This is a genomic window from Sporosarcina aquimarina, from assembly GCF_019748715.1.
Taxonomy (GTDB): Bacteria; Bacillota; Bacilli; order Bacillales_A; family Planococcaceae; genus Sporosarcina; species Sporosarcina newyorkensis.
On the sequence record NZ_JACLBZ010000012.1, the window covers coordinates 168621 to 195214 of the forward strand.

Sequence of the window (26594 nt, forward strand, 5' to 3'; positions counted from 1 at the left end):
CGCATGTCTGTCAAGTATATTTACTTGTCTTCTTCGTTTTCCGCCTCTTCTTCATCGCGATCTTCCATTTCCAGACCATCTGCAAATAAACCATACACATATTTTTCCGGATCGAACGGTTGTAAGTCTTCAATACCTTCCCCAAGACCAACAAATTTCACAGGAATATCCAGCTTGCTGCGGATTGCCAGGACGATACCGCCTTTCGCTGTCCCATCAAGTTTCGTCAATACGATGCCAGTCACTTTTGTTGCTTCATTGAATGTTTGAGCTTGAATTAAAGCATTTTGTCCAGTCGTTGCATCGAGTGCCAACAACACTTCATGAGGCGCGCCTTCGATTTCGCGGCCAATGACACGATGCACTTTTTCAAGCTCACTCATCAAGTTCACTTTGTTTTGCAAACGACCTGCAGTATCACAAATTAAGACATCAACATTTCGTTTTTTGGCAGATTTAACTGCATCATATATAACAGCAGCCGGGTCGGAGCCTTCTGCCTGACGTACGACTTCAACTCCTGTCCGTTCTCCCCAAACAACGAGCTGATCGATTGCGCCTGCACGGAATGTATCGCCTGCAGCGAGCATGACGGTTTTCCCTTCCTTTTGCAAACGGGCTGCCATTTTACCAATTGTGGTCGTTTTCCCTACACCATTAACTCCGACCATTAAAATGACATTTAAACGGCCTTCTTCGATATTCAATTCATTAGACATTTCTTCACCAGCATTATAAATCTCCACGAGCTTTTCAGAAATCAATGATTGCATGCCGGTTGTATCTTTTATATTTTTGCGTTTCACTTCATCCTTCAATAAATCAATCAATTCCATTACTGTTTCAAAGCCCACATCTGCTTGCAAGAGCACTTCTTCCAATTCTTCAAAGAACTCCTCATCCACCACACGGAAACGTGAGACTAGGTCATTGACTTTCGACGTGAATGAATCGCGTGTTTTGGTCAAACCATCTTTAAACTTCTCTGTAACGGCTTCATTGGTACCTGTAATTTTTTCTTTCAGCTTCTTGAAAAAAGACAATTAACCCCACTCCTTAGCTACTGATTTCTTCTGCCACTTCTGAAAGTTTGACAGATAACAGTTTGGATACACCAGATTCTTGCATAGTGACGCCATACAGCACATCCGCACCTTCCATCGTACCTTTCCGATGTGTAATGACGATAAACTGTGTCTGTTCTGAAACCTTCTTCAAGTAATTACTATATCTCACCACGTTCGCTTCATCCAGCGCGGCTTCCACTTCATCCAAAATGCAAAATGGTACCGGGCGGACTTCCAAAATGGAGAATAACAGTGAAATGACGGTTAATGCACGCTCTCCGCCCGAAAGAAGACTTAGATTTTGCAGTTTCTTACCTGGCGGACGTGCGACAATATCGATTCCTGTTGTCAGCAAATTAGATGGATCCGTCAGAATTAAATCTGCTTCACCGCCGCCGAACATATCTTGAAACACTCGATGGAAATGACTTCGAATGGCTTCGAACGTTGTCTGGAAGCGACTCTTCATCTCTTGATCCATTTCAGACATCGCTTCTTGCAACGTATTTCTTGCCTCGACCAAATCATTACGCTGTGCACTTAAAAACTGATGACGTTCTGAAACTTCTTCAAACTCATGAATCGCGTTCGGATTGACTGGACCGAGATCCGCAAGTTGCTGCTTATAAGAATCCACCGCTGTCCTAAGCTGCGGGATATCCGTTTCATCTGTTAAATAAGCGGTATCTGGCAGTAAACCATATTCTTCATCTAAACGATTCGTCACTGTCTCATGCTGTGTCTCGAGCCTCGACAACTGGATTTTCACCGTATTCAATCGGTCATTGATCGTATGAACCTGCTGTCGAAGCAACTTAAGCTGAGATTCATGTTGATTGACGAGCTCAGTTTGCTGAAGCCGCTTCGCTCTCTCCACTTCAATCGTTTCTTCCAACTGCAATTTTGCGGTGTTCGACTGTTTCATATTTGCTTCAATTTCTTCAGGTGAAAGTTCCGTACCGACTAGACGCTCTTGGATATATCGTTGTTCTTCCTGCAGGCGTAAGATCGTCTGATCCAACTCAACCATCATGTCACGCGCTTCTTGAATCGTACTGGATTGATAGGTACTTTGTTCTTTCAAGACTGCGCTCTTTTGCTGCAGCTCATGTAATTTCTGTCGTAATGCCTCTTGCTCTTCTCTGCGATTTTCTACCAGACGCTCTAAACTTTCCAATTTGGCCGTAATTTCATTCAGCTCATGTTGGATTGCAGAATGCTGTGCAGAGAGCCTTTCCTTTTTGTCCGTTAATTCTTTTTCGGCAGATACGGTATCATTCCTGCCCATTTCAATGGTCGATATCTCCATTTTGACAGAACGGATCTCCATCTCCGTTTCCTGCAATGAAGTATGCGCAATGGATTTCTGCCGTTGCAGTTCTTCCATTGTTTTCTGCAATTGATCCCGACGCTGTAGGCCCACTCCAACTCGCTCTCGTGTCCGCGACATTTTATGATTTGCTTGCCGAATCGATTCATCCATTTGTTGCAACTGTCCTGAGATTGTTTCCAATTCCGCTTTCCGTGAGAACAAGGTAGACTGCCCTTTCGCACCGCCGCCTGTCAGAGAACCTCCTGCGTTGACGACATCTCCATCCAGCGTGACAATACGAAATCGATAGCCAATGGCCTTGGCGATCGCCGTTGCTTCTTTTAAGTCATTCGCCACAATCGTTTGCCCCAATAAGTTTTTGGCAATAGATTCATATTTCGCCGCTGTCTGAGTCAATTCAAATGCTGTACCGATAAAACCTGGCTGACGACTTAAAAGCTGTCTGCTGTTCATCGGCAACTCACGCGGTTTTATAATATCCAACGGAAGGAACGTCGCTCGGCCTAAGTTTTTCGATTTCAAATAGCCGATCGCTTTCCTTGCATCGCGCTCCGATGCTGCAATGATGTGCTGCATCGCACCGCCAAGGGCTGTTTCAATTGCCTTTGCGTAAGCGGGTTCAGTCGAGATCAACTCCACTACCGCCCCTTCAATTCCTTGAATACGTTGCTGATTTTTCGCGTGCAGCACTTCTTTCACACCTGAATAAAATCCCGAAAGATCTTTTTCCAAACTTTCAAGAGCCCGCATTCTTCCTTGCATTTCCGACTGTTTACGCACGGCTTGCTGCAAAAACTGCTGTTGCGTAGTTAGAAGTTCTTCTGATTCTTTCAACTGCAATAGACATTTTTCAACCGACTGTTCCGTCTCATTAATCTGCTGTTGAATACTTTCTTTTTGCCGGTTCTTTTCGTGTTGTTCTTTGATTAATACTTGCATGCGTTCTGAGAGCAGGGCAGTTTGGACAGTGATTTTTTCAGTTGAAGATTTTTCTCCTTGCAATCGCTCTTCCACATGCTTCACTTCATTGCGTAAAGTCGCTTCTTCATTCAGTTTTTCAATATAAACGGACTTCAAATCGTCGATCTGTTGTTCCGTTTCCTTGAGCGAACTATTCAGCATGCCGGTCACTTGATTGATATCCTTAGACGCGTGGGATAACTCTTTTTTTAATACTTGTTGTTTTGATTGCATTGCCTGTAATTTTCCTTCAGTAAGTTGTTTGTTTTTTTCCGCAGTCTGCAACTCTGACTGAATCCGATCTAGTTGCTGTTTTGTATTCCGATTCTTTTCGAGCGACAGCAACCGTCTGCCTTCCCATTTTTCCGCCTCAGACGTTTTATTTATTAACTCGTTTTGCAAACTTTCAAGCGTGGACTCTAGTTTCTGCAAGCTTTTCTTATCGTGCTCCAGCTCTTTCTCTCTTTCAGTCAATTGGCTATTCAATTTCATTTGTTCATCTGCATCGGCTTTCATCGCTGTTGACTTTTCAAGAATTTGTTGCCGAAGTGTCCAGGCATCATAGTTTAATAAACGAACATCCGCCTCTCGAAGTTCAGCCAGAAAATGCTCTGCTTGACGTGCAGCCGTCGCTTCTTTTTCCAAAGGACCAAGACGATCATCGATTTCCTTCAGAATATCTAAGATTCGATCTAAGTTATCTGTGGTCTCAAAAAGTTTATGTTCTGCTTGCAGCTTACGTGTCTTATATTTCAATACGCCTGCCGCTTCATCAAAGACATTTCTGCGTTCATCTGCACGGCTATTCAGGATTTCATCGACTCTGCCTTGAGAGATGATAGAAAATGCTTCTTTTCCCAAACCTGAATCCATGAACATGGACGTAATATCTTTTAGTCGGCAGGCTTGTCCGTTGATCAAATAAGCACTTTCTCCTGAACGAAAAACACGGCGGGTGACACTGATTTCTGTATAGTCGAGCGGGAACAGATTTTGGCTATTATCTAAAATTAACGTGACTTCCGCAAAATTGACGCCTCTTCTAGAATCGCTTCCTGCAAAAATGACGTCCTCCATTTTACTGCCACGCAAAGATTTCACTGACTGTTCGCCAAGCACCCATCGAATGGCATCAATAATATTACTTTTCCCACTGCCGTTTGGGCCGACAATGGCTGTGACTCCAGGAACAAAGTCAATATGGATCTTCTCTGCAAAAGACTTGAATCCTGTAATCTCTAATTTCTTCAAAAACACGATCAGTTCTCTCCTTCGTCTATCTGCGACTGTAATTGTTCGATCGCTCGACGGGCAGCTTCCTGTTCGGCTTCTTTTTTAGACTTTCCAATTCCTTTACCAAGTTGTTGGTCATCAAGATTGACTACGGTAACAAACTTTTTCGCATGTGCAGGACCTTTTTCCTCAACCACTTCATATTGAAGAGGTCCATGATTCTTTTGCTGCACCAATTCTTGCAAACGACTCTTATAATCTGTCACATGCGAAAAAGCTCCGACACTGATTTTCGGAAAAACGATTCGTTTTAGAAATTCTTCAACCACTTCCATGCCCTGATCCAAGTACAACGCGCCAATATATGCTTCAAATACGTCTGCCAGCAACGCGGGACGCATTCTTCCCCCTGTCAGCTCTTCACCTTTGCCAAGCAAAATATAGTCACCAAAATGGAGCTCATTGGAAAACTTAACGAGTGATGGCTCACATACAATAGCGGCTCGCAGCTTCGTCAGCTCACCTTCACTTTTTGTCGGTTCTGTACGAAACAGAAATTTAGAGACGCCCAGTTCCAATACGGCATCACCTAAAAACTCCAATCTCTCGTTGTCGGAAAACTTTTTGCGGCGGTGTTCATTAACGTAAGAAGAGTGCGTAAACGCGTTAAACAGTAAATTTTCATCCTTGAATTGTACACCTAATTGCTGTTGAAGCGCTTTGAATTTCTCTCGAACAGCTTGCGGCAATGAAGGATGGGATGATGCTTCTTTATAATGTCTTTTATTTTTCATAAGCTACTCTGCCTCTCATCTGTAATCTGTGTTGACTTTTTGTGTTCCTTTTGTAATAAAAATCAGCAACTGCTAGCCGTCTCCGCTTTTGTATCATCTAGCTGCAACGGCTAGCCCCTCGGGTCGTTTCAGACTGGCAGTAAAGGCAAAAGGCGCCTTTATTGCCAGTCTTCCAACGCCTGTCGGGGCTAAACAGCCGTCTCCGCTTTTGCATCATCTAGTTTCAGACGCCAGCCTCTCGGGGCTAAACGGCGTCTTACGCTTTTGCATGAGAAAAGAGACGCTTTCGACCTCCCAGATGAAAGGTCGAAAGTGTCTCACCGAAAAGGTCATTCGCCAACTTTTTCTTTAATGTACGATACTGCATCTCCGACAGTTGCAATTTTCTCTGCATCGTCATCAGAAATTTCTGTTTCAAACTCATCTTCAAATTCCATAACAAGCTCTACTACATCTAGTGAATCAGCCCCTAAGTCCTCCCGGAAAGAAGCTTCAGGTTTTACTTCGCTTTCATCGACGCCTAGACGGTCGACAACTACTTTTGTTACTCGCTCAAGTACTGTTGACAACATAGTCACCTCCTCTCAAAGGCCAAGTGTCCGCCTCATAACTTCTATTGAATTATAGAGGTTTCTCTCCTCAAAGTGCAACCATAGATTGAAGCATCCGAAGAACTAATTCGTTTACATCACCATGCCGCCATCGACATTGATCGTTTGGCCCGTAATATACTTCGCTTCATCGGAAAGCAAAAACGCCACTGTGCCTGCAACATCCTCAGCACTGCCCAGCTTACCTAAAGGAATAGTCGACAGTAACTGTTCTTTCATCTCTTCGCCCAGTTCGTCTGTCATATCCGTTGTAATAAATCCAGGCGCTACCGCATTTACTAGAATATTGCGGGCTGCCAATTCTTTCGCCGTTGTTTTCGTCAGGCCAATAACACCAGCTTTTGCAGCAACATAGTTTGCTTGTCCAGCGTTTCCAACGACACCAACGACTGAAGCTAAATTGACGATTCTTCCTGCACGCTGACGCATCATTTGCCGAGTGACAGCTTTCGTACAAAGGAAGACACCTTTCAAATTAATAGCCAGTACATCATCCCACTCATCCTCTTTCATGCGCATCAATAAATTATCACGCGTAATGCCTGCATTATTGACGAGGAAATCGATGGAACCAAATTGCTTGATAGCTTCATCCATCATTTCTTTCACTTGATCGGCATCGGAGACATTCGCCTGGAATGCAAATGCTTCTCCTCCTGCTGAACGTATCTCTTCCACAACAGCTTCTGCTTTTTCTTGACTGCCGCTATAATTCACGACAACTTTAGCGCCTTCTGATGCCAAACGTAACGCAACAGTGCGTCCGATCCCTCTGGAAGCACCTGTGACGACCGCTGTTTTCTCATCGAATCTTCCCATTACGCCCACCCTTTCGCTTCTTCTAGTACTTTTTGCAATGACGCTTCATCATACACCGGATACACTGTTGCTGTCCGGTCGATCTTTCGGATCAATCCACTGAGTACTTTTCCTGGTCCGCATTCAATGAAACGAGTTACGCCAAGTTCAAGAAGTCTTTCTACTGATTCTTCCCAGCGAACTGGTGAATACAATTGCTCAACCAATAAGCGCTTAATTTCTGCCTGCTCGGTCACAACATCTGCTGTAACATTGGCAACTACAGGAATTTCTGCATCTTTCATCACGATACCAGCTAATGTTTTTTGCAACTCATCCGCAGCCGGCTGCATCAACACCGAATGGAACGGTCCGCTGACATTCAAAGGCAATGCACGTTTTGCACCAGCTTCTTTGAGTGCTACACATGCTTTGTCTACACCTTTTTTTGCACCGGATATAACAATTTGACCTTGGCAATTAAGATTAGCGGGCTGAACAGGATCCCCTGATTCTGTAATATTGCGGGTGATTGACTCCAACACATCCCGGTCCATGCCTAGAATCGCCGCCATTGTTCCTTCTCCAGCCGGAACTGCTTCATTCATGAATTTTCCTCGTTTATGCACTGCTACTACCGCATCTTCAAATGAAAGTACTTTTGATTCGACAAGTGCCGTGTATTCTCCAAGGCTATGGCCTGCTGAATAATCAGGTGTGATGCCAGCTCTCTCTAATTTCGCTGCAATCATCGCACCGACTGTCAAAAGTGCAGGCTGTGCATTATAGGTCAGCGTCAGATCATCTGCTGGTCCTTCGAGGATCAGTTTACTCAACTCAAAGCCCAGTGCAGCATCAGCCTGTTGCAAGAACTGTTTACACGCCTCATCCTTCTCCGCAAATTCCTTACCCATCCCCACGGCTTGAGAGCCTTGTCCCGGGAAAACAAATGCCAGTTTACTCAAGATTCCTCTTCCTCCCCAAGTGTTTCTCTAATTGTTTCACATACACGATATTGTACCATCGTGCGTGCTTGGCGTACTGCATTGAATAATGCATTGGCGTTTGAAGATCCATGTGCTTTGATCACAGGATGATTCAAGCCGAATAGACCCGCCCCGCCATACTCGGAATAATCCATTTTTTGTTTAAGACTTTTCATGTCATCTTTTACTAATCCTGCAGCAAGCTTTGTCTTGAAAGAGGACAAGAATACTTCCTTCAACATAGAGAACACGTTAGATGCCGTGCCTTCAATCGTCTTCAGAACCATATTCCCCGTAAACCCATCCGTCACGACAACATCTGCTGCCCCATTCAGCAAATCCCGAGATTCTACGTTGCCGATAAAATGAATCGGTGCATTTTGCAGTTCTTCAAATGCATGTTTCGTCAAGTCATTTCCTTTACCTGGTTCTGTTCCGATATTTAATAACCCAACACGCGGCTTTTCAATGCCACGTACTCTTTCGGCATACACACTGCCCATAACTGCAAATTGAACCAAATGTGCAGGTTTACTATCAGAATTCGCTCCTACATCCAACAGTACGAAACCTTTGCCGTCAAGGGTCGGCAATGTTGGCGCAAGTGCCGGCCTTTGGATTCCTTCCAATCGACCGACAATGAATAACCCTGCCGACATGAGCGCCCCTGTGTTTCCGGCAGAGACACATGCCTGCGCTTCTCCATCTTTCACCGCTTGAGCCATGCGAACCATCGAAGCGTCCTTCTTCTTCCGAATCGCACGCACCGGTTCATCGTCAGGTTCAATCACTTCTGAACAATGAACTACTTGTAAGCGGGGATGCTCCTCTAAGAAGGGTGCCATTTTCTCTTCATCACCGAATATATGTATTGAAATATCATCAAATGCATGCAGGCTTTGTAATACTCCTTTAATAATCTCTCCAGGAGCATGATCTCCGCCCATTGCGTCCACTGCTATAATCATGTCACTTACCTGCCTTTTTTGTAGTACGGTACATCAAAAACTCTCCAGAAAAAACAGGTTCACTTTCCACTGTAGAAATGACATCAACAACCGTACTCTTATTTTTTAATGTCTCTTGGCGCACAACTGCCCGAGCTACGACTCGGTCTCCTGCCTTTACGGGTTTCGCAAAATGTAAAGAAGAACGAACAGTCAAAGCCAAATCGTCATCCAAAACAGCTACTGCGAGCGAATTGGCCTGGGCGAATAAATGATGTCCTCTAGCAATCCCGTTGCGTTTAAAGACATGGTCGTCCGTGACATCAAAGATTGAGAGCGCTTTATCATCCAATTCCACGTCTATGATTTCTCCGAATATTTCTTCGGTCTGCAAAGACTTCACTGTTTCCTTCATATGCTGCGAAGCAACGGACTTCAGACGTTCTCTTAGTTCAGGAATGCCGCACTCAAGACGATCCAGCCGAACTGTTTGAACACTCACCGAAAAATGCCCGGCGATATCTTCATCCGTTAAAAAAGGATCTTCGTCAAGCAAGCTCCTTAATAAGTGTTGCCTCTCCTTCTTAGGAACTTTCAATTGCTACACCCCTTCAGATTAGCACTTGGTATTAATACTAAGTATATAAAGAGGTTTAACAGATTGCAAGAGGTTAACGAATTTGTTTGCTGTTTTGGAAAAAGAACGAAATAGTGTGGGAAAAGGTGTATTCCTCGGGATTTGCCCTCCAGTCGGGGACGCGTTCTGGAGGGCGCGCGGTGATCCTCCCAGAGTCGCCCCGCCTTCCAGGCAAATCCTCGACTTCTTGTTGGATAGCGTAAGGGTTTTTGTCTTGTAAGTAGCGAGTTAAATAGTGGTCGCTCTTAAGGAGAAGACCAAAATAAAAGCAATATTATTTAGTTTTTCCTAATTTCAAATGAAAGTCGAATTGCCTAGTCTACACAAAGTAGGGATTGAAGTGTAAGACGGTCGATTCCTGGGGGATCAGCGTGCGCATTGAGACCCCACAGGAAGCGCAGCGGACAGGGAGGCTCAAGGCCACGCCCCCGGAAAGCATACCGTCTGGAACGGAAATCCCCATGCATACACCCGTGCCACACTCACTTGGCCAAAAGAACTCGCCGACTGCATTCTTTTAATTTTTGTTGCATTTATAATGCAATTTGCAGGAAAATGTTAAAAATCAGTCAATCAACACGCCTGACATTCCCTTAATCAATTCTTTTTTCCGTTAACGCCCCGGACTGTTCAAGCTGGTTTCGCAATGCTGCAAACTCATCGTCACACCAAAACTCCGGCGAATTCAATAACCGTTCTGCATCTTGCCTAGCAGTCGACAGCGCTTTAAAATCATGGACCAAATCGGCTACTTTGAATTCCGGCATACCGCTTTGCTTTTTCCCAAAAATGTCACCAGCGCCACGCAGTTCTAAATCCTTTTCCGCCAAAACGAATCCATCATTTGTCTCTGTCATAGACTGCATACGCATTTTTCCTTCTTCCGATGTAGGATTGGCAAGCAAGACACAATACGACTGATCAGACCCACGGCCAACACGTCCTCTTAACTGATGCAGTTGCGCTAATCCAAATCTGGTCGCATCATAGATCAGCATAAACGTCGCGTTCGGTACATTTACTCCGACTTCTACAACAGTGGTAGAGACTAAAATATTGAGTTCTCCTTCACTAAAAGAGCGCATTACTTGATCTTTTTCAACAGAAGGTAAGCGGCCATGCATTAAGCCGACATTGTAACGGCCAGCAAAATAATTGCTTAGTTCAGCATGGACTTCCACCGCGTTTTGGACATCCAGTTTATCGGATTCCTCAATAAGCGGGCAAATAACATATGCCTGGCGACCCGCCCGCAGTTCCTTCTCCATCTTCTGCAAGACCGGAAGCAAAGACTCCTCTTTCAGCCAATGTGTCTCAATTTCTTTTCGTCCTGCCGGCAATTCATCGAGTATGGAGACGTCCATTTCACCAAAGACTGTAATCGCAAGTGTCCGGGGTATCGGAGTCGCTGTCATGAACAAGACATCAGGATTCAATCCTTTATCCCGCAATACACGCCGTTGCTCTACACCAAAACGGTGCTGTTCATCCGTCACGACAAATCCCAGCCGACAAAATTGAACCTCAGGCTGTATAAGAGCATGTGTGCCGATCAGCAAATCAATATCTCCTGCTTCTAACTTCTCAAGCAATTCCCGTCGAGCTTTCGCTTTTGTAGAACCGGCCAAAAACGCCACGGTGACGCCAAACGGTTCAAACCAATCCGCCAGCAACTCCGCATGCTGCTCAGCCAAAATCTCTGTCGGGGCCATGAGCGCCCCTTGAAAACCTGCTGTAATCGTTGCATATAAAGCGATAGCCGCTACTGCTGTCTTCCCTGAACCAACATCCCCTTGCAACAAACGATTCATACGGAGCGGTGCCTTTAATTCGGCACACAACTCATTGACGACTCTTTTTTGTGCGTTGGTTAACTCAAAAGGGAGTGATTTGATGAATTTCTTCAGTAAATCTAAGTCATATTGGATAATAAGCCCTTGTTCCTGCTCTTTTCGCAGTTTCTTCATTCCTTCAATTTTCAACTGAAAAAGCAATAATTCCTCATAAACAAATCTTCTGCGTGCTTGCTTGACGTCTTCCAGCTTTGTCGGGAAATGAATCATTTCGAGCGCCTCCGCCAATGTAGGAAGACGGTATTCTTCTATGATAGAAGCAGGCAACGTCTCGATAAGGTCCCCTGCAGCAACATCCAGAGTATTTCGCATATATCGCCTGAATGTTTTTTGATGCATGACGCCTTTCAAGCTATAAACCGGCTCAAAGTCGATTTGCTCTCCTGTATGCAAACGGTTAACTGTGATAGATTGGCGACCTCTGTCCCAAGTACCTGTCACATTGATTTTCATCCCAGTCGAAAGACGTTCCTTTAAATAATGTTGATTAAAAAAAATGGCCTTCACTAAATGATGACCAACCAATAGACGGATTTGAAGGCGTGAACGATTCTTTCCAGAATAAAAAACGGTGGGTTCTGACTCCACTCTTCCTTCAACGGTTACCCGCTCGTTATGCGGAGTTTCCGTCAAGTCGGTCATTCTGAAATCTTCATGCCTGTAAGGAAATGTGTACAGTAAATCTACAATCGTCACAATACCCAGCTTTTGAAATTGTTCAGTAGTGGTCTTTCCGATACCTTTCACTGTGCCGACACTATTTTGCAGTATATTTTCCACCCGAAACTCCTCCTTTCTACGCAGGTTAGAAAACGGATGTTCTTCTTTTTTAGTTTACCACGAAAAAGCTGGAAAATAAAAACGTTGCCCTTGTAAAAAAGGGCAACGCATCATTTTATTCAACTGATAAAATATACGGATAGAGCGGTTGTTTTCCTGCATACAATTCCACATCTACGAAATCAAATTGCTCTTCGATATATGCAGCAATCTTTTCCGCTTCGTCTGATGCAACGTCTTCTCCATAAATAATCGTGACGATTTCATCGTCCTCATCAATCAATGAGGCTGCCAGGCTTTTTGTCACGTCATCCAATGAAGGAGCTGAACTTGTGATTTTACCTTGAGCAATTCCTATGAAATCATCTTTTTGAATCGTCACTCCGTCAATAGAAGTATCCCGTACCGCATATGTGACCTGTCCTGTCTTAACAGAAGAAGCAGCTTCCTTCATAGTCTGCGCATTCTTTTCAACTGTCGCTTCCGGATTGAATGCTAAAATTGCCGCCAATCCTTCAGGTACAGATTTAGTAGGCACGACCGCTGCTTCAATAGACAAAACGTCCGCTGCCTGCTCAGCTGCCATAATAATATTTTTATTATTCGGCAGGATCAATACCTTTTCTGCACCAATCTCTTCTATTGCTTTAATAATATCTTCAGTAGAAGGATTCATCGTCTGTCCGCCTTCAATGACAGCGGATGCACCGATGCTCTTTAGAAGCTCAGCGATGCCTGAACCCATCGAAACTGTGACGATAGCATACTTGTGTTGCTGTTTAGGAGTAGCTGTCGGAATGCTGTCACGCTCCATAATATCACTGTGCTGTTCGCGCATATTCTCTATTTTCATCTTTGTCAATGATCCGTATTTCTGCCCATAAGACAAAGCATCTCCCGGCTCTTCTGTATGAATATGTACTTTCACCACTTCATCGTCGGATATAACAAGCAATGAATCACCCAACTCACTCAGATCTTGGCGGAAAGTATCTTCATCAAATGGTTTCTCATGCAGCTTGTCCGCATCCAATTTCACCATAAACTCCGTACAATAACCAAACTCAATATCTTCGGTGTTCATGAAACTTTGCACACTGCGATGATGTTCTGTCTTGACTAAGTCTTCCATGGAATGGACAACGGTCTTTGCAGGCAAGTCTTCACCTTTTAAACAAGCCAAAAAGCCTTCATACACATACACAAGGCCTTGTCCACCACTGTCCACTACCCCTACTTCCTTCAATACTGGCAATAGATCAGGCGTTCTTTTTAAAGAAGCCTTCGCTTCTTCGACAATGATTTCCATTAATTCGGTTAGATCTGCCGCTTGTTCTTTATGAGAAACTGCTGCATTCGCGGCATCTTTTGCTACTGTCAAAATTGTTCCTTCTACCGGCTTCATGACTGCTTTATAGGCAGTTTCAACACCGTATTGAAGGGCTTCTGCAAATTGCTCTACATTAACTTCCGATTCGCTTTCAATCTGTTTGCTGAATCCGCGGAATAGTTGAGATAAAATCACACCTGAGTTTCCGCGAGCACCCATCAACAGACCTTTAGAGAAAGCTTGGGCAGTCATGCCGATATGTTCCTGTGCGTTCAAGCCTGTTTCTTTCGCACCTGAAGTCATGGATAAATTCATATTCGTCCCTGTATCACCGTCTGGTACAGGGAATACGTTTAAAGAATCCACATAATCCGCATTCTGGTGAAGGTGATGTGCACCCATTTCCACCATCTTCGCAAATTGCAATCCATTTATTGAACTCATTAACTCAAAGGCCTCCTTCTACAGGTTCGTTACCCGAACTCCTTGAACAAAAATATTTACTGAACTTACTGTGAGACCTAACACTTTCTTAACTGTATATTGTACTTTCGATTGTACTTGATAGGCCACTTCAGTAATTTTCGTACCATAGCTCATGATGACATACATATCGATATGAAAAGCATTCCCTTCGTTACGTACAATCACCCCGCGAGCAAAGTTTTCTTTTCGGAGAATTTCTGTAAGTCCGTCACGAATTTGGTGTTGTGAAGCCATTCCCACAATTCCGTAACACTCGATCGCAGCCTCACCGACGACTTGGGCAATTACGTCATTCGTAATATCGATAGTTCCATGTTCATTTTTCAGTTCGATTGACATCCTCTTCTCCTCCCAACTCTTTTCACGCATATACGTACATTATACGGTAATTTATCAAGAAAGAAAGCATTGTTGTCGCTGAATTATAGTGTAAAGGAAAAAAGCTTGAAGGTCTCCTAAAAAAATGTTGCATCGATCTCCCGCTTATGATAAAGTACTATGGTATGCGAATTGTAACGTGAATCGCTAAATAATTCACGAGGAGGTACTAAAATGGCTAAACAATGTGTTATCACTGGACGTAAAGCACGTTCTGGAAACTCTCGTTCACACGCTCTGAACTCAAGCAAACGCACTTGGGGAGCAAACCTTCAAAAAGTTAGAATCTTAGTAGACGGCAAACCTAAACGTGTTTGGGTATCTGCAAGAGCTCTAAAATCAGGCAAAGTACAACGAGTATAATAATCAAATGCTGAAAGCGCCGGGTAGCCTCGACAGACGTTGGAGGGATTACCTGGCGCTTTTTGCTTTCGGCAAAAAGAAAAAACACAAGGCACCTAAATTAGGCGCCTTGTGTTTTTTCTTTTTTACGTCTCTTTTTGCTGACTTTACTATTCGTTGCAACTGTTGATTTCGCACGGCCGTCCTTCTGGAACGCGACTGCGCACTTTCTGACAATATTGCTAACGAATTTCGGTAGCGTAAATGTATATACTCGCAAATCCCCACTCCTTTCAGGAATCTGAACTCCTTACCATTAAGCATATGCCGTCTCGGAAAGAGATAGTACAAACATCCGCCACCGTTTCATTACTTGTGAATCGAGTCGTGCCGATTTCCAACCGTTCATTCACTGTTTCGTATTTAAACCCAGTCAACGTCAACCCTGTCACCACAGGCCCGAACGAGAAAAAAGAAGTGTATGGGTAACGCTCATCTTTTTTTACACGTCGTACACCCGGTAACATAACACGGATATCATTGGTTGTGTTGTGAATTTTAAATTTCACTCTGAAATGCTCTGATTGCACCCTATATAATAAATGTAAGGCAGATTGCAGGTGATCCAATCTGCCGCCCGTCACGCCAGTCAATACGATATAATCCGGATCATACGTCAGGGCTCGCTGTACAGCCAATTCCGTATCCGTCTCATCTTTTTCTTCGTTGACACGATGCACGATTTCCACCGCTGAAGTGATTTTTTCAAATTGCTCTTTTGACACGGAGTCAAAGTCTCCCACTGCTTCATGCGGTTGAATTCCTTTTTCCAATAAATAAAGAGCACCACGGTCCACACCAATATAGACCGTGTCCTGCTGATCATATTCTGCCAAATCTACGACTTCCTCAATGGGACCTGCCGCACAAATAATGGCATATTTCATTTTTGCATCACACTCTCACCAGCAGATTTTATTGCTTGCAATGCCTTTGCACGATCTTTTTGATTGTAGATTGCAGAGCCTGCAACGAAAATGGTTGCTCCAGCTTCCACACATGGCTTGATAGTCTCTTCATTGATACCGCCATCGATCTCAATTTCAATAGAAAGACCGCGTGCTGAAATAATTTCTGACAGTTGCTTTACTTTTGGCACGACAGATTCAATAAATGACTGTCCGCCAAACCCTGGATTGACTGTCATGAACAATACCATATCCACATCTTCCAAAACATGCATGATCTGATCAACAGGCGTATGCGGATTCAACACAACGCCAGGTTTAGCGCCTGTTGATTTAATCAATTGCAATGTTCTGTGCAAGTGACGGCAAGCCTCTACATGAACCGTAATATAATCTGCACCTGCTTTAGCAAAACTTTCGATATACGCATCTGGATTCTCGATCATCAAATGAACATCCAATGGTAATTTTGTTAAAGGGCGCAACGCTTCGACAACTATAGGACCCATTGTAATATTTGGTACAAAGTGACCGTCCATCACATCGATATGAATGAGCTCCGCACCCGCTTTTTCTACTTCCTTTACTTCTTCTCCCAGCTTTGAAAAATCAGCTGCTAAAATAGATGGCGCAATTTTTACCATGATCAATACCTCGGCTTTCGATCTATAATTTCTTGTAAGAACAGTAAGTAATTCTTGTAACGCGCTTCAGAGATCGTTCCTTCTTCCACTTGTGCTTTCACAGCGCAACCAGGCTCCTTGACATGAAGGCAGCCCCGAAATTTACATCCTTCACCGGCTTCCGATATCTCTACAAAACAATCTCGTAATTCTTCTTTCTTAATATGTTCGAAGCCCAATGAACTAAAGCCAGGTGTATCCGCAACTAATCCATCCGCAATTTCGAGCAGTTCTACGTGGCGCGTCGTATGCTTACCACGCCCGAGTGCGTCTGAGATGACTCCTGTCTTCAACTCCAACTCGGGGAGAATCGTATTGAGCAACGTCGATTTTCCAACCCCTGACTGACCTGCAAGCACGGTTGTTTTGCCATTTAAATAGGGGCGCAGTACTTCAATCAACTGCTCTTCGTTGCCCACATTACGCAATACGGTATAACCAATACGCCGATAATAGGCTAAATTCCCTTCATTTTCCGCTATTGTCTGCTGGTTCGCTAAATCTTCCTTGGAAACATAAATAATTGGTTCTAGACGGTGCGATTCAATAACAGAGAGAAAACGATCCAACAAACGAAGGCTCATATCTGGCTCTACAACGGAAAATACTAGTAGTACCTGGTCCACATTCGCTATGGGTGGTCTAACAAGTTCACTTTTCCTTGGATGAACATCTGTGATGGTCGCGTCATTCTCACCATCTGGTGTATAGGTGACCATATCGCCAACAAGTGGGTTAATTCCTTTTAACCGAAAAACTCCCCGACTCTTACACTGAATTAATTCACCATTATGTTCAACATAATAGAAGCCGCTGATCGCTTTTCGAATTTGGCCTTCCGCCATCGAACTCCTCCTTTAATTCAACTCTTTATAGTCAAATTTATCTTCTTCTATCACGGTCTGGTTGCGCAACACTTTATAACCGCCCCGTTCACCTTCCTCAAGCTCGATGGTGATCTTACGGGAAGTATCTTCAGTAATTTCAAATTCTTCTACAGGATCGTTCATTGTATGTTTGCGATCTTGTATATAAATTTGAATTTTCTGAGGCTCTCGTTCGTCTCCCTCTTCCCATTCATCCTCATCTTCAGGATTTTCATATGGAATCGTAATAGTTTTCACTAACAGTTTGACGGGTTTCGATGGAGCCCCTTTTGACATGACGACATCGACACGTTCATGTTTATCCATCTTCGTTCCTTTGGGAGGTTTTTGAGAGATCACACGACCTTTTTCAACCGTCTCCGAATATTCCCCGCTGACAATATGAATAGTAAGCACTGCACTTTTTGCGTAGCTCTCTAATTGTTTTTCTGTCATACCGCTTAAATCATTCAACGAATGCAGCTCTTTTCCTTTACTGACCGTAAAAATGATTTCCGTATCTTCAGGAACGACTTCTTGATCGGCTTCTGGCTGCTGTCCAATAATGGTCCCTATGGGCTCGTCAGAATACTCTTCAACTGGAGTAATCTTCTCGAACCCATAATTTTCTAGAAATTGCACGGTCGCTTCGTAACTGCGGCCGACATAGTTGAGCAGTTTCATTTTATCTTTACCTATACTGACAAACAGTTTAACGCCGTCTCCCTCTTTTCGCTTCTTGCCGGCTTCCGGTATCGTTTTGATGACCTGACCTGCGTTGAATTCATCAGACGTTTCTTCCAATCGTTCATCTATGACAAAACCTTCTTTTTCTAGCAGCTCCGTTGCGGCTAGTTCTTCCTCACCTATTACTTCAGGAACGATAATTTCTTTAGGTTTCAGCCACATCGTCAGCACCACTGCAAGTAAGGCAATGACCAGAAGGCTTGCTCCCACAATAAGTGGCCATTTCTTCTTTTTCTTTTTCTTTTTCTTCTCATCCGGCGGAACCGGTTCCACTGCTGGCGGTGTGTGTTTTACGGTATTTTCCACATTATCGAATTTCGCAGTGTCTTTCACGATTGGAATCGCTACTGTTCGATCATCATCAAAAGGCAATGTGAATTTCTTGTCATTCGCACGTTCCGGTGAAAAGACCGTTAATAGGTCATCGTACATTTCATCGGCTGTGGCGTATCGATAGTTGGCATCCTTCGCGGTCGCTTTCAAAATGACATTCTCCACAGTTTGCGGAATTTCAGGAAGCTGCTCCCGTACAGAAGGCGTCTCTTCCTGCAAATGCTTCAGCGCAATAGCAACAGCCGTCTCCGCAGAAAAAGGAAGCTTTCCTGTCAATAATTCATAAAAAACGATCCCTAACGAATAAATATCCGAGCGCTTTGTAGCCATGCCTCCCCGCGCCTGCTCAGGAGATAAATAATGAACGGTACCAATAACTGAATTCGTTTTCGTATGTGCTGTGGAGTTCAGCGCCATCGCGATACCAAAGTCCGTAATCTTGACGTCGTCTTCACCATTCATCAGGACATTTTGCGGTTTAATGTCACGATGGACGATGCCATTATGATGGGCATGAGAGATCGCTGACACCAGTTGCTGCATAATGGATACAGCATGGTCAGCTGATAATGCTCCGTGTGTGTGTATATACTCTTTTAACGTCCGGCCTGGTATGTATTCCATTACCAAGTAATGAAGCTCATCTTCTTGGCCGACATCAAAAATATTGACGATATGAGGATGGGTCAAACTTGTCGCTGAAAGTGCTTCTCTTTGAAATCGCTTTTTCAATTCTTCTTCATTCGCAAAATCATAGTGCAATACTTTGATTGCCACGTCCCGATCAAGAATCATATCATGTGCCAGATAAACCCTTGACATTCCTCCATCACCGATCACACGGATAATTTCATATCGTTTACCAATCCGTTTACCGATCATGTGGAAATCACCTCGGTTTCAGGTATTTCCAGTAAGATCGCCGTAATATTATCTTCGCCGCCACGTTCATTTGCCAACTCCACGAACGTATCCACTTTGTCAGCCAATGAAACGTCACGCAATATAATATCAAGCATCAGTTCCTTTTCGACTTTATTGCTTAACCCATCTGTGCACAGCAACAAGTACGATTGAGATGGCACTGGAATGGTATACAAATCTGGTACAATCGACTTTTCAGAGCCCACCGCTTTCATAATCCAGTTTCTCTGCGGATGCACTTCTGCTTCCTGTTCCGTAATCTCTCCGCTTTCGATCAGTATATTGACGAACGAATGATCCTTCGTAATTTGCCGTATAGCCTTGCCTGTCACTTGGTAAATCCTGCTGTCTCCTACATGGAAAACAAGGCATTGATCCCCTAAAATCAACGCAAGGTCAAGCGTCGTTCCCATACCTTTAAAACTTTCATCCTGCTGGGCTTTTGTATATAAAAACAGATTGATATCCACGACCGTATCGTACAATAAATCATACCAGTCCTGTTCCGTCTCCACATCGTCACTTGCCGACATGAATTGCTCGCCAATCATTCGTACGGCAGTAGAGCTGGCAAAGTCGCCGCCTTTATGCCCCCCCATTCCATCTGCAATGACGGCTAGCACTGTATTGTTTTTAGGATGAACGAACACAGCCGCCTCATCTTCATTTACTGTCCGCTTGCGTCCAGTATCTGAGCGAATCTCATATTCCATAAGCTAACCCCCATTCCCTTTCCATCAGATCAGTTCTTTCTTTGCAGAGCTGCCACAAAGAAGCCGTCACTTTCGTATTGATGCGGCAAGATCTGTAAATAGCTGCTATCAGTCGGTTGATCGATGATGTGTAAAGGAACAAGTTCAAAATCCGGCTGCTCCCGTAAAAACCATTCGACGATTGCCTGGTTTTCTGTTTTATCAATCGTACAGGTGCTGTAAACCAAGCGACCGCCTTTTTTCACTAATTGGCTGGCAACTTGGAGCAGATCTTTTTGAATAACCGATAGATTTTCAATATCTTGCACTGTTTTTTTGTATTTAATTTCTGGTTTCCTTCGAATGACTCCTAAACCGCTGCAAGGCGCATCAACCAGTACACGATCAAATGATTGCGGTTCATAGGTTGAGAGTAATTCTCTGCTGTCCCCGCTATTTGTGTGAATGGAAGTCAAGCCAAGCCGCTCAGCATTTTGCTCGATTAAACGTAATTTATGCGGATGAAGATCATGAGCTTGCACTTCCCCCTCATCTTTCATACGCTCGGCAATATGCGTTGTTTTACCGCCAGGCGCCGCACACATATCGAGAACTTTCATACCCGGTTCTACTTGTAAAGCTAACGCTGGCAGCATGGAGCTTTCATCTTGAACCGTCAGCAGTCCTTGTTGAAATGCTTCCGTAGAGGCTAAATTTCCTGACTCTACTTGAATACTGCTGTCAGTCAAGTTACCCGGCGATGCAAGTACGCCTTCCTTCTTGAGTAACCCTATGACTTCTCCTCTGTTCGTTTTCGTTGAATTAATTCGCGCTGTCGTAACAGGCGGCAAATTATTGACAACTGCAATAGCCGTTGCTTCTTCCATGCCGTACTGTTCAATCCAACGTCGGATCAACCATTCTGGGTGACTCGTCTCAATCGACAGCCGGGCTACCGGATCTTCAATTTCATCCAAAGAAGGAACACCTTCTCGTAAAATCGAACGTAAAATCCCGTTTACCATAGAGGAGACGCCCTTATGCCCTCGCTTGTTTGCAATTTTCACTGCTTCATTGACAACGGCGTGCGGAGGGATTTTGGATAAATAGATAATTTGATAAACGGACATCCGCAATAATTGGCGAACCCACGGTTGCAATTTCCCGCGAATATAAGGTGCCAAATAATAATCCAATGTCATTTGCTGTTGCAATGTCCCATATGTCAATTCCGTCAACAAAGCCCGATCCTTTTGGGGAAGATCGTATAACTCAATTGTCTTGTGAAGCAATAAGTTACTGAAAGCTTGCTCGTTTTCGATATCCATCAAGATCGACAGGGCGGCGTCACGTACATTGCCACGCCAAATTTTCTTCTTATAATTTGTCATTCAAACTGGTCTCCCACTTGCCACTTGGATCCGATTCCATTTAAGAAAACGGCGGCAGTCATTCGTTTTTTCCCCGCAGGCTGCAAGTCGGTAATGGCAAACGCACCATCACCTGTCTGGACGATAATCCGGTCTTTTTCCAACGCTATAATTTCACCCGGCACCGCATCAGACGTCCGTTCTTCAACACGTCCCCACCAAATCTTCACTTGGTCATCCGCAAATTTCGAATAAGCTACAGGCCATGGATGTAAACCTCTCACTTGGTTAAAAACGGAACGAGCAGAACGTTTCCAGTCAATTCGTTCCTGTTCCCTCGAAATATTTTTCGCAAACGTCACCTGCGTTTCATCTTGAACTGTACGTTCATTCGTACCATTTACGATCGAAGGCAAAGTGTTCTTCAATAAAGTTGTTCCCACAGCAGAAAGCTTCGTGAATAGACTGCCTGTATCGTCATCTTCTTCGATCGGCAGAGCAGTCTGTGAAATGATATCTCCTGCATCCAATTTTTCCGCCATATACATGATCGTTACGCCTGTTTCAGTTTCACCGTCCAGCACCGCTTGATGAATCGGTGCACCTCCACGGTATTTCGGCAATAATGATGCATGGACATTGATACAGCCAAGTTTTGGTGCATCTAATAACTCTTTAGGAAGCAATTGACCAAATGCTGCTGTTATAATCAACTCTGGCTGCAAACCGATGATTTCCTGAAGCTCAGCGGATCCTTTTAGCTTTTCCGGCTGAATGACAGGTAACCCAAGGCGTAACGCTTCTTCTTTTACAGGCGGCGGAGTCAATACTCTCTTCCGGCCAACCGGGCGATCGGGTTGGGTTACTACTGCTAATATATCGTAGCCTTCATCGTGAAGCATCGTCAGGACGGGCACAGAAAATTGAGGTGTTCCCATGAAAATAATTTTCGTCATTCGTCGCCCTCCTCATCCTCTTCAAACTCGGAAGGGTCTACAATCCGCTGTATTTTCTTATCGAATAAAATGCCGTTCAAATGATCGATCTCATGCAAAATCGCACGCGCTTCATAACCTTCCGCCTCTAGTTCATACAGTCTGCCGTCGCGTTCCTGCGCTTCTATACGGACATGGAAAGGTCTCTCTACTTCACCAAATAATCCAGGAAAACTTAAGCAGCCTTCCACATCCACTTCAGCTCCTCCTGTTGCAGTCACTACCGGATTGATCATTTCGATGATATCTTGTTCTTCATCAAAGTCCACAATTGCCACGCGAATCGATTTTCCGATTTGCGGTGCCGCTAAACCTACACCATCATTTTCTATCATCGTTTCATGCATATCATCCAGTAACGTACCCAGCTCTTCATCAAAGACTGTGACTTCCTCACATGGTGCCGTCAAAATCGGAGACGGGTGTTTTACGATTTCTAATATAGCCAAAATTATTCCTCATTTCTGTAGTTACGTTCAGTGCCTGTCGAAGCTAAACGGCGCTTTGAACTTTTGATTCGTCTAGTTCCAAGCGCCAGCCTCTCGGGTCGTTTCGGTCTTTTCGAAAAGTTGCAAAGAACTCAACTTTGTCGATAAGCCCTCCAACGCCTGTCGAGGCTAAACGGCGCTTTGAACTTTTGTTTAAAAAATAGCTGTCGGCTCACGGTTTATGGACATAACCAATCCGTCTTTTGCCCAGCTGGTTTTGTAATGTTTTAATAACTTTTGTAAAACCGGTACGAGCGCAGGTTCCTGTTTGTATTTTACCAAACATTGATAACGATATCTATTGTTGAGGCGACTGATTGCTGCAGCGGTCGGTCCAATAATCACGGACTCGGAAGACAGCTGTTCCATTAGGAAACTCGTGCCTTTATGTGCATAATCAGCCGCCTTCAGTACATCCTCATGGCTGAACTGCACAACCGTCACAAAATAATAGGGCGGATAGCCCAGCTGTCTTCTTCTATCCATTTCCAATTCATAAAACGGCACGTACTCTTGAGTTTTCGATAATTCAATCGCATAGTGCTCTGGATCGTATGTCTGAATCACTACTTCTCCCGGCAGCTGATCCCGTCCGGCCCTGCCGCTCACTTGTGTCAGCAACTGAAACGTCTTTTCCGCAGCCCTAAAATCAGCTAAATGAAGTGATGTATCGGCAGCCAATACGCCAACAAGTGTAATACGCGGGAAATCCAGTCCCTTGGCAATCATCTGTGTACCCAGCAGAATATCTGCTTTTCCTTCACCGAAATCATGCAACAACCTCTCATGGGCGCCTTTCGTACTGGTCGTGTCTACATCCATTCGAATTACGCGCGCTTCAGGTACTAGCTTATACAACTCTTCCTGTGCTTTTTGCGTACCTGTGCCGAAAAACCGGATATGCTCACTTGCACACTCCGGGCATTCGATCGGCACAGGCTGCTCATGACCGCAATAGTGGCACTTCAAACTTTCACTTGAACGATGATAGGTCAATGAAATATCACAATTCGGGCATTCCACTACCGTACCGCAGTCACGGCATAGTACGAAACTCGAGAAGCCGCGTTTATTCAGCAGCAACACGATTTGTTCTTTACGTTCCAACCGTTGCCGAATACCATCCGCCAGTGCGACAGAAAACATCGAACGATTTCCTGTCTTCAGTTCTTCTCTCATATCGACGACCTGAACTTCTGGTAATGCCTGTAGTTTTGCACGTTTTGTTAGGGTCAATAATGTATAAACATCTTTAGTTGCGCGTGCATACGATTCCAACGACGGCGTAGCGCTTCCGAGTATGACTGGACAGCGATGATAATCAGCTCGCCAAATCGCTACATCTCTCGCATGATATCTCGGGGACTCTTCTTGTTTATAGGTTGATTCATGTTCTTCATCCAAAATGAGCAGACCTAAATTCGTAAAAGGTGCAAAAACAGCTGAACGGGCTCCGATTGCCACTTTTACTTCGCCTCGATGGATCCGGCGCCATTCATCATATTTCTCGCCAGACGATAATCCACTATGCAGCACTGCGACCAACTCACCGAATCGCCCTTTAAATCGAGCGGTCATTTGTGGTGTCAGAGAAATCTCAGGAACTAGCACAATTGCTTCCTTGCCTTTTTTCAACACATGGTCAATCGCTTGCAAATAGACTTCTGTTTTCCCGCTGCCTGTGATTCCATGCAATAGGAACGTTTCTTGCTTCTTCTTATCGCTGGCTTGTTCAATCGCTGACAATGCGGACTGTTGCTCATCTGTCAGCTGCTCAGGCTTCCCGCTGTCCCGCATTTTGGGTGCATCCAATTCACGGTAAACTTCCACTTGGGATTGTTCGATGACTTGTTTATCGAGCAGTGCTTTCAAGACGTTTGCTTTAACGCCTGATTTATTCATGATTTCGCTGGCTTCCATCGATTTCGACGGATGTAGAAGCAACCACTGCAATAATTCCACTTGTTTTTTAGCGTTTGAATGTGTCTCTTCCAAAGCGGATTCCAAGTGTGCTGTGTCCGGAATATGAATCATCCGAACTTTTTTCATCTTGGTTTTCTGCTGGATCGCCGTATCGATCTGAACAATTCCTTGTTCACTATACTTCTTCACTTCATTCAATAAATGAGCATCCTGAAAAGCCTTCAACGATACTTGCTCTCGATTTCCTAAAAACTCTCGGAATGAATCGTCGAGCAATTCTGGCTTGACTACACGCATGATTTTCTCATATTTCGCACGCATCGCTGCCGGCAGCATCACTTGGAGCGCATCGATTTCATAGGCAATCGTTTCAGCTGCCATCCATTTTGACAATGCCAGCAGTTCCGTGGATAGGACCGGCTCTAAATCTATTATCTCCAACACTGGTTTAATCTTGCCAGAATCCAGTTCACTATGCATTTTGATTGCTGTGACATATCCGACGACTTTTCGAGGGCCGAATGGCACTTTCACTCTCAGGCCCGGCTCCATGACGCTCTCCCACTCTGCCGGGACAGCATAATCAAACGGACGATCGATCGGATAAGCCGCTACATCGACAATGACTTCAGCGATCATCTAACTTGCCGCCTTCTTGCTGAAGTATCGTTTCAAATAAACGTACCGCCAATTGATCTTTTGGCATGGCAGTAAACGGAGTGGCTTCTCCTTCTCTGGAAAGCAGTGTGACAACATTCGTATCACTGCCAAAGCCGCCACCCGGATCGGTCACATCATTGACGATGATATAATCCAGATTTTTAGACTCCAATTTTTTTTGACCATATGCGATGACATCCGTCGTTTCAGCTGCAAAGCCTATCAATAGCTGATGTTCTTTCCGATCTCCGAGCGATTTCAATATATCTGTCGTACGCTCCAATTCGAGCACGTCGTCGCCTGCTTTTTTCTTCATTTTCTGAGTATGTACCGATTTTGGACGGTAATCTGCAACTGCCGCGGATTTCACGACAATAGAAGCATCGTCAAATTGACTGAGCACTGCATCGTACATATCGGCAGCACTCTCGACATGGATTATTTGGACGCCTGAAGGAACAGTCAATTCAACTGGACCTGAAATGAGAACGGTTTCCGCGCCAAGCTTTTGCGCTGCTGCCGCCATCGCATAACCCATTTTACCGCTGGAGAAATTCGAAACATAGCGAACCGGATCAATTCGTTCACGTGTCGGCCCCGCAGTAATCACGACTTTTTTCCCTTTTAGCGGTTGATAATGGCCTTGCGTAAAATGCTGGCTTACCAGTTCCGTAATACGTTCTGGTTCTTCCAAACGCCCCTTCCCCACATAACCGCAGGCCAAAAAACCTTCCGAAGGCTCAATAAAGCGGTAGCCGTCCGAATGGAGTTGCCCAATATTCCTTACAACAGCGGGATGGGCGTACATATGTACATTCATTGCGGGTGCAATCCAAACATCCGCTTCAGTAGCAAGTAAAATTGTAGTGACCATATCATCCGCGATCCCGTTTGCCAGTTTGCCGATGACATTCGCCGTAGCAGGCGCCACTAATACCAAATCCGCCCAATCCGCAAGATCTATATGTGCAATCACACGAGAGTCTTTTTCATCAAATGTATCGAAATACACATCGTTTTTTGACATCACTTGGAATGATAATGGCTGCACAAATTCTTTCGCTGAATCCGTCATTACGACTTTAACGTTTGCGCCTGCCTGAGATAGCTTGCTGACAAGTGCGACTGCTTTATAGACTGCAATTCCACCCGTCACACAAAGCAAGACATTTTTATTATTTATCATAATTAGGTGCCCCCTGTTCCTTTCAAAAAATAACAAACTCCCTGAGAACGGTTGAATTCCAAGGGAGTAGTTTTATCTTTATTCAGCAAAAACTCTCACCTCAATAGGTGGTGAGATGAATGTGGAAATATCCTGTTCAGTGGGATTTCAAACGCCCGCTGACCAATAGGAGAACGCAGGCTAGAAACGCCACATCCTGTGGCAATGCCTGCATAACCTACATC

General features: G+C 44.4%; 23 protein-coding genes. 1 reads left to right on the top strand and 22 read right to left on the bottom strand.

Features of this window, described 5'->3' with window-relative positions; all coding sequences use genetic code 11:
• Window positions 1-20 precede the first annotated feature (20 nt).
• From ftsY to H7J92_RS06715, 11 genes are all read right to left on the bottom strand, one after another.
• Window positions 21-1043, bottom strand: a complete 1023-nt coding sequence (ftsY, locus tag H7J92_RS06665) for a signal recognition particle-docking protein FtsY (protein WP_221836129.1) — start codon at window positions 1041-1043, stop codon at window positions 21-23.
• A gap of 13 nt (window positions 1044-1056) precedes the next feature.
• Window positions 1057-4617 (bottom strand): chromosome segregation protein SMC, encoded by a 3561-nt coding sequence (smc, locus tag H7J92_RS06670; RefSeq protein WP_221836132.1) that lies wholly within the window; start codon window positions 4615-4617, stop codon window positions 1057-1059.
• Window positions 4618-4619: 2 nt separating this feature from the next.
• A complete protein-coding gene (gene rnc, locus H7J92_RS06675) occupies window positions 4620-5387 on the bottom strand; it encodes a ribonuclease III (protein ID WP_009765541.1) in 768 nt (255 codons plus the stop codon).
• Window positions 5388-5716: 329 nt separating this feature from the next.
• Window positions 5717-5956, bottom strand: a complete 240-nt coding sequence (locus H7J92_RS06680; RefSeq protein ID WP_040758847.1) for an acyl carrier protein — start codon at window positions 5954-5956, stop codon at window positions 5717-5719.
• A gap of 114 nt (window positions 5957-6070) precedes the next feature.
• Window positions 6071-6817, bottom strand: coding sequence for a 3-oxoacyl-[acyl-carrier-protein] reductase (gene fabG, locus H7J92_RS06685; RefSeq protein WP_078817771.1), 747 nt, complete (start codon window positions 6815-6817; stop codon window positions 6071-6073).
• Window positions 6817-7761: an ACP S-malonyltransferase gene (gene fabD, locus H7J92_RS06690; RefSeq protein ID WP_221836136.1), complete on the bottom strand. Its 945-nt coding sequence runs from the start codon at window positions 7759-7761 to the stop codon at window positions 6817-6819. The genes fabG and fabD overlap by 1 nt, the downstream gene beginning before the upstream one ends.
• On the bottom strand, window positions 7758-8750 hold the full coding sequence (plsX, locus tag H7J92_RS06695) for a phosphate acyltransferase PlsX (protein WP_009765545.1): 993 nt from the start codon (window positions 8748-8750) through the stop codon (window positions 7758-7760). Before plsX ends, fabD begins: the two co-directional genes overlap by 4 nt.
• A 1-nt stretch (window position 8751) precedes the next feature.
• Entirely contained in the window at window positions 8752-9327 is a 576-nt protein-coding gene (fapR, locus tag H7J92_RS06700; protein WP_009765546.1) for a transcription factor FapR, read from the bottom strand.
• Between the two features lie 632 nt (window positions 9328-9959).
• A complete protein-coding gene (recG, locus tag H7J92_RS06705) occupies window positions 9960-12023 on the bottom strand; it encodes an ATP-dependent DNA helicase RecG (protein WP_221836215.1) in 2064 nt (687 codons plus the stop codon).
• 91 nt (window positions 12024-12114) lie between these two features.
• Entirely contained in the window at window positions 12115-13773 is a 1659-nt protein-coding gene (locus H7J92_RS06710; RefSeq protein WP_078817775.1) for a DAK2 domain-containing protein, read from the bottom strand.
• A gap of 18 nt (window positions 13774-13791) precedes the next feature.
• On the bottom strand, window positions 13792-14154 hold the full coding sequence (locus H7J92_RS06715; RefSeq protein ID WP_078817776.1) for an Asp23/Gls24 family envelope stress response protein: 363 nt from the start codon (window positions 14152-14154) through the stop codon (window positions 13792-13794).
• Window positions 14155-14367: 213 nt separating this feature from the next.
• Here H7J92_RS06715 and rpmB point away from each other — a divergent pair, with 213 nt between their 5' ends.
• On the top strand, window positions 14368-14556 hold the full coding sequence (gene rpmB, locus H7J92_RS06720; RefSeq protein ID WP_078817777.1) for a 50S ribosomal protein L28: 189 nt from the start codon (window positions 14368-14370) through the stop codon (window positions 14554-14556).
• 100 nt (window positions 14557-14656) lie between these two features.
• Here rpmB and spoVM read toward each other — a convergent pair whose 3' ends face one another.
• The 11 genes from spoVM to coaBC all read right to left on the bottom strand — a co-directional run bounded on the left by spoVM (window position 14657) and on the right by coaBC (window position 26370).
• On the bottom strand, window positions 14657-14815 hold the full coding sequence (spoVM, locus tag H7J92_RS06725) for a stage V sporulation protein SpoVM (protein WP_221836137.1): 159 nt from the start codon (window positions 14813-14815) through the stop codon (window positions 14657-14659).
• A 13-nt stretch (window positions 14816-14828) separates the two neighbouring features.
• Window positions 14829-15482, bottom strand: coding sequence for a thiamine diphosphokinase (locus H7J92_RS06730; protein ID WP_221836138.1), 654 nt, complete (start codon window positions 15480-15482; stop codon window positions 14829-14831).
• A complete protein-coding gene (gene rpe / locus H7J92_RS06735; RefSeq protein ID WP_078817779.1) occupies window positions 15479-16147 on the bottom strand; it encodes a ribulose-phosphate 3-epimerase in 669 nt (222 codons plus the stop codon). Before rpe ends, H7J92_RS06730 begins: the two co-directional genes overlap by 4 nt.
• Before the next feature lie 2 nt (window positions 16148-16149).
• Complete coding sequence (gene rsgA / locus H7J92_RS06740; RefSeq protein ID WP_078817780.1) at window positions 16150-17031, bottom strand: ribosome small subunit-dependent GTPase A; 882 nt, start codon at window positions 17029-17031, stop codon at window positions 16150-16152.
• A 12-nt stretch (window positions 17032-17043) separates the two neighbouring features.
• A complete protein-coding gene (pknB, locus tag H7J92_RS06745; RefSeq protein ID WP_221836152.1) occupies window positions 17044-19014 on the bottom strand; it encodes a Stk1 family PASTA domain-containing Ser/Thr kinase in 1971 nt (656 codons plus the stop codon).
• Window positions 19011-19769 carry a Stp1/IreP family PP2C-type Ser/Thr phosphatase gene (locus tag H7J92_RS06750; protein WP_078817782.1) on the bottom strand — a complete coding sequence of 253 codons (759 nt, stop codon included), beginning with the start codon at window positions 19767-19769 and terminating at the stop codon, window positions 19011-19013. Before H7J92_RS06750 ends, pknB begins: the two co-directional genes overlap by 4 nt.
• Before the next feature lie 29 nt (window positions 19770-19798).
• A complete protein-coding gene (gene rsmB / locus H7J92_RS06755; RefSeq protein ID WP_078817783.1) occupies window positions 19799-21139 on the bottom strand; it encodes a 16S rRNA (cytosine(967)-C(5))-methyltransferase RsmB in 1341 nt (446 codons plus the stop codon).
• Entirely contained in the window at window positions 21136-22074 is a 939-nt protein-coding gene (gene fmt / locus H7J92_RS06760) for a methionyl-tRNA formyltransferase (RefSeq protein ID WP_221836154.1), read from the bottom strand. The genes rsmB and fmt overlap by 4 nt, the downstream gene beginning before the upstream one ends.
• Window positions 22071-22562: a peptide deformylase gene (gene def, locus H7J92_RS06765; RefSeq protein WP_078817785.1), complete on the bottom strand. Its 492-nt coding sequence runs from the start codon at window positions 22560-22562 to the stop codon at window positions 22071-22073. Before def ends, fmt begins: the two co-directional genes overlap by 4 nt.
• A gap of 192 nt (window positions 22563-22754) precedes the next feature.
• Window positions 22755-25163, bottom strand: a complete 2409-nt coding sequence (priA, locus tag H7J92_RS06770) for a primosomal protein N' (protein WP_221836157.1) — start codon at window positions 25161-25163, stop codon at window positions 22755-22757.
• On the bottom strand, window positions 25153-26370 hold the full coding sequence (gene coaBC / locus H7J92_RS06775) for a bifunctional phosphopantothenoylcysteine decarboxylase/phosphopantothenate--cysteine ligase CoaBC (RefSeq protein ID WP_078817787.1): 1218 nt from the start codon (window positions 26368-26370) through the stop codon (window positions 25153-25155). Before coaBC ends, priA begins: the two co-directional genes overlap by 11 nt.
• Between the last annotated feature and the right edge of the window lie 224 nt (window positions 26371-26594).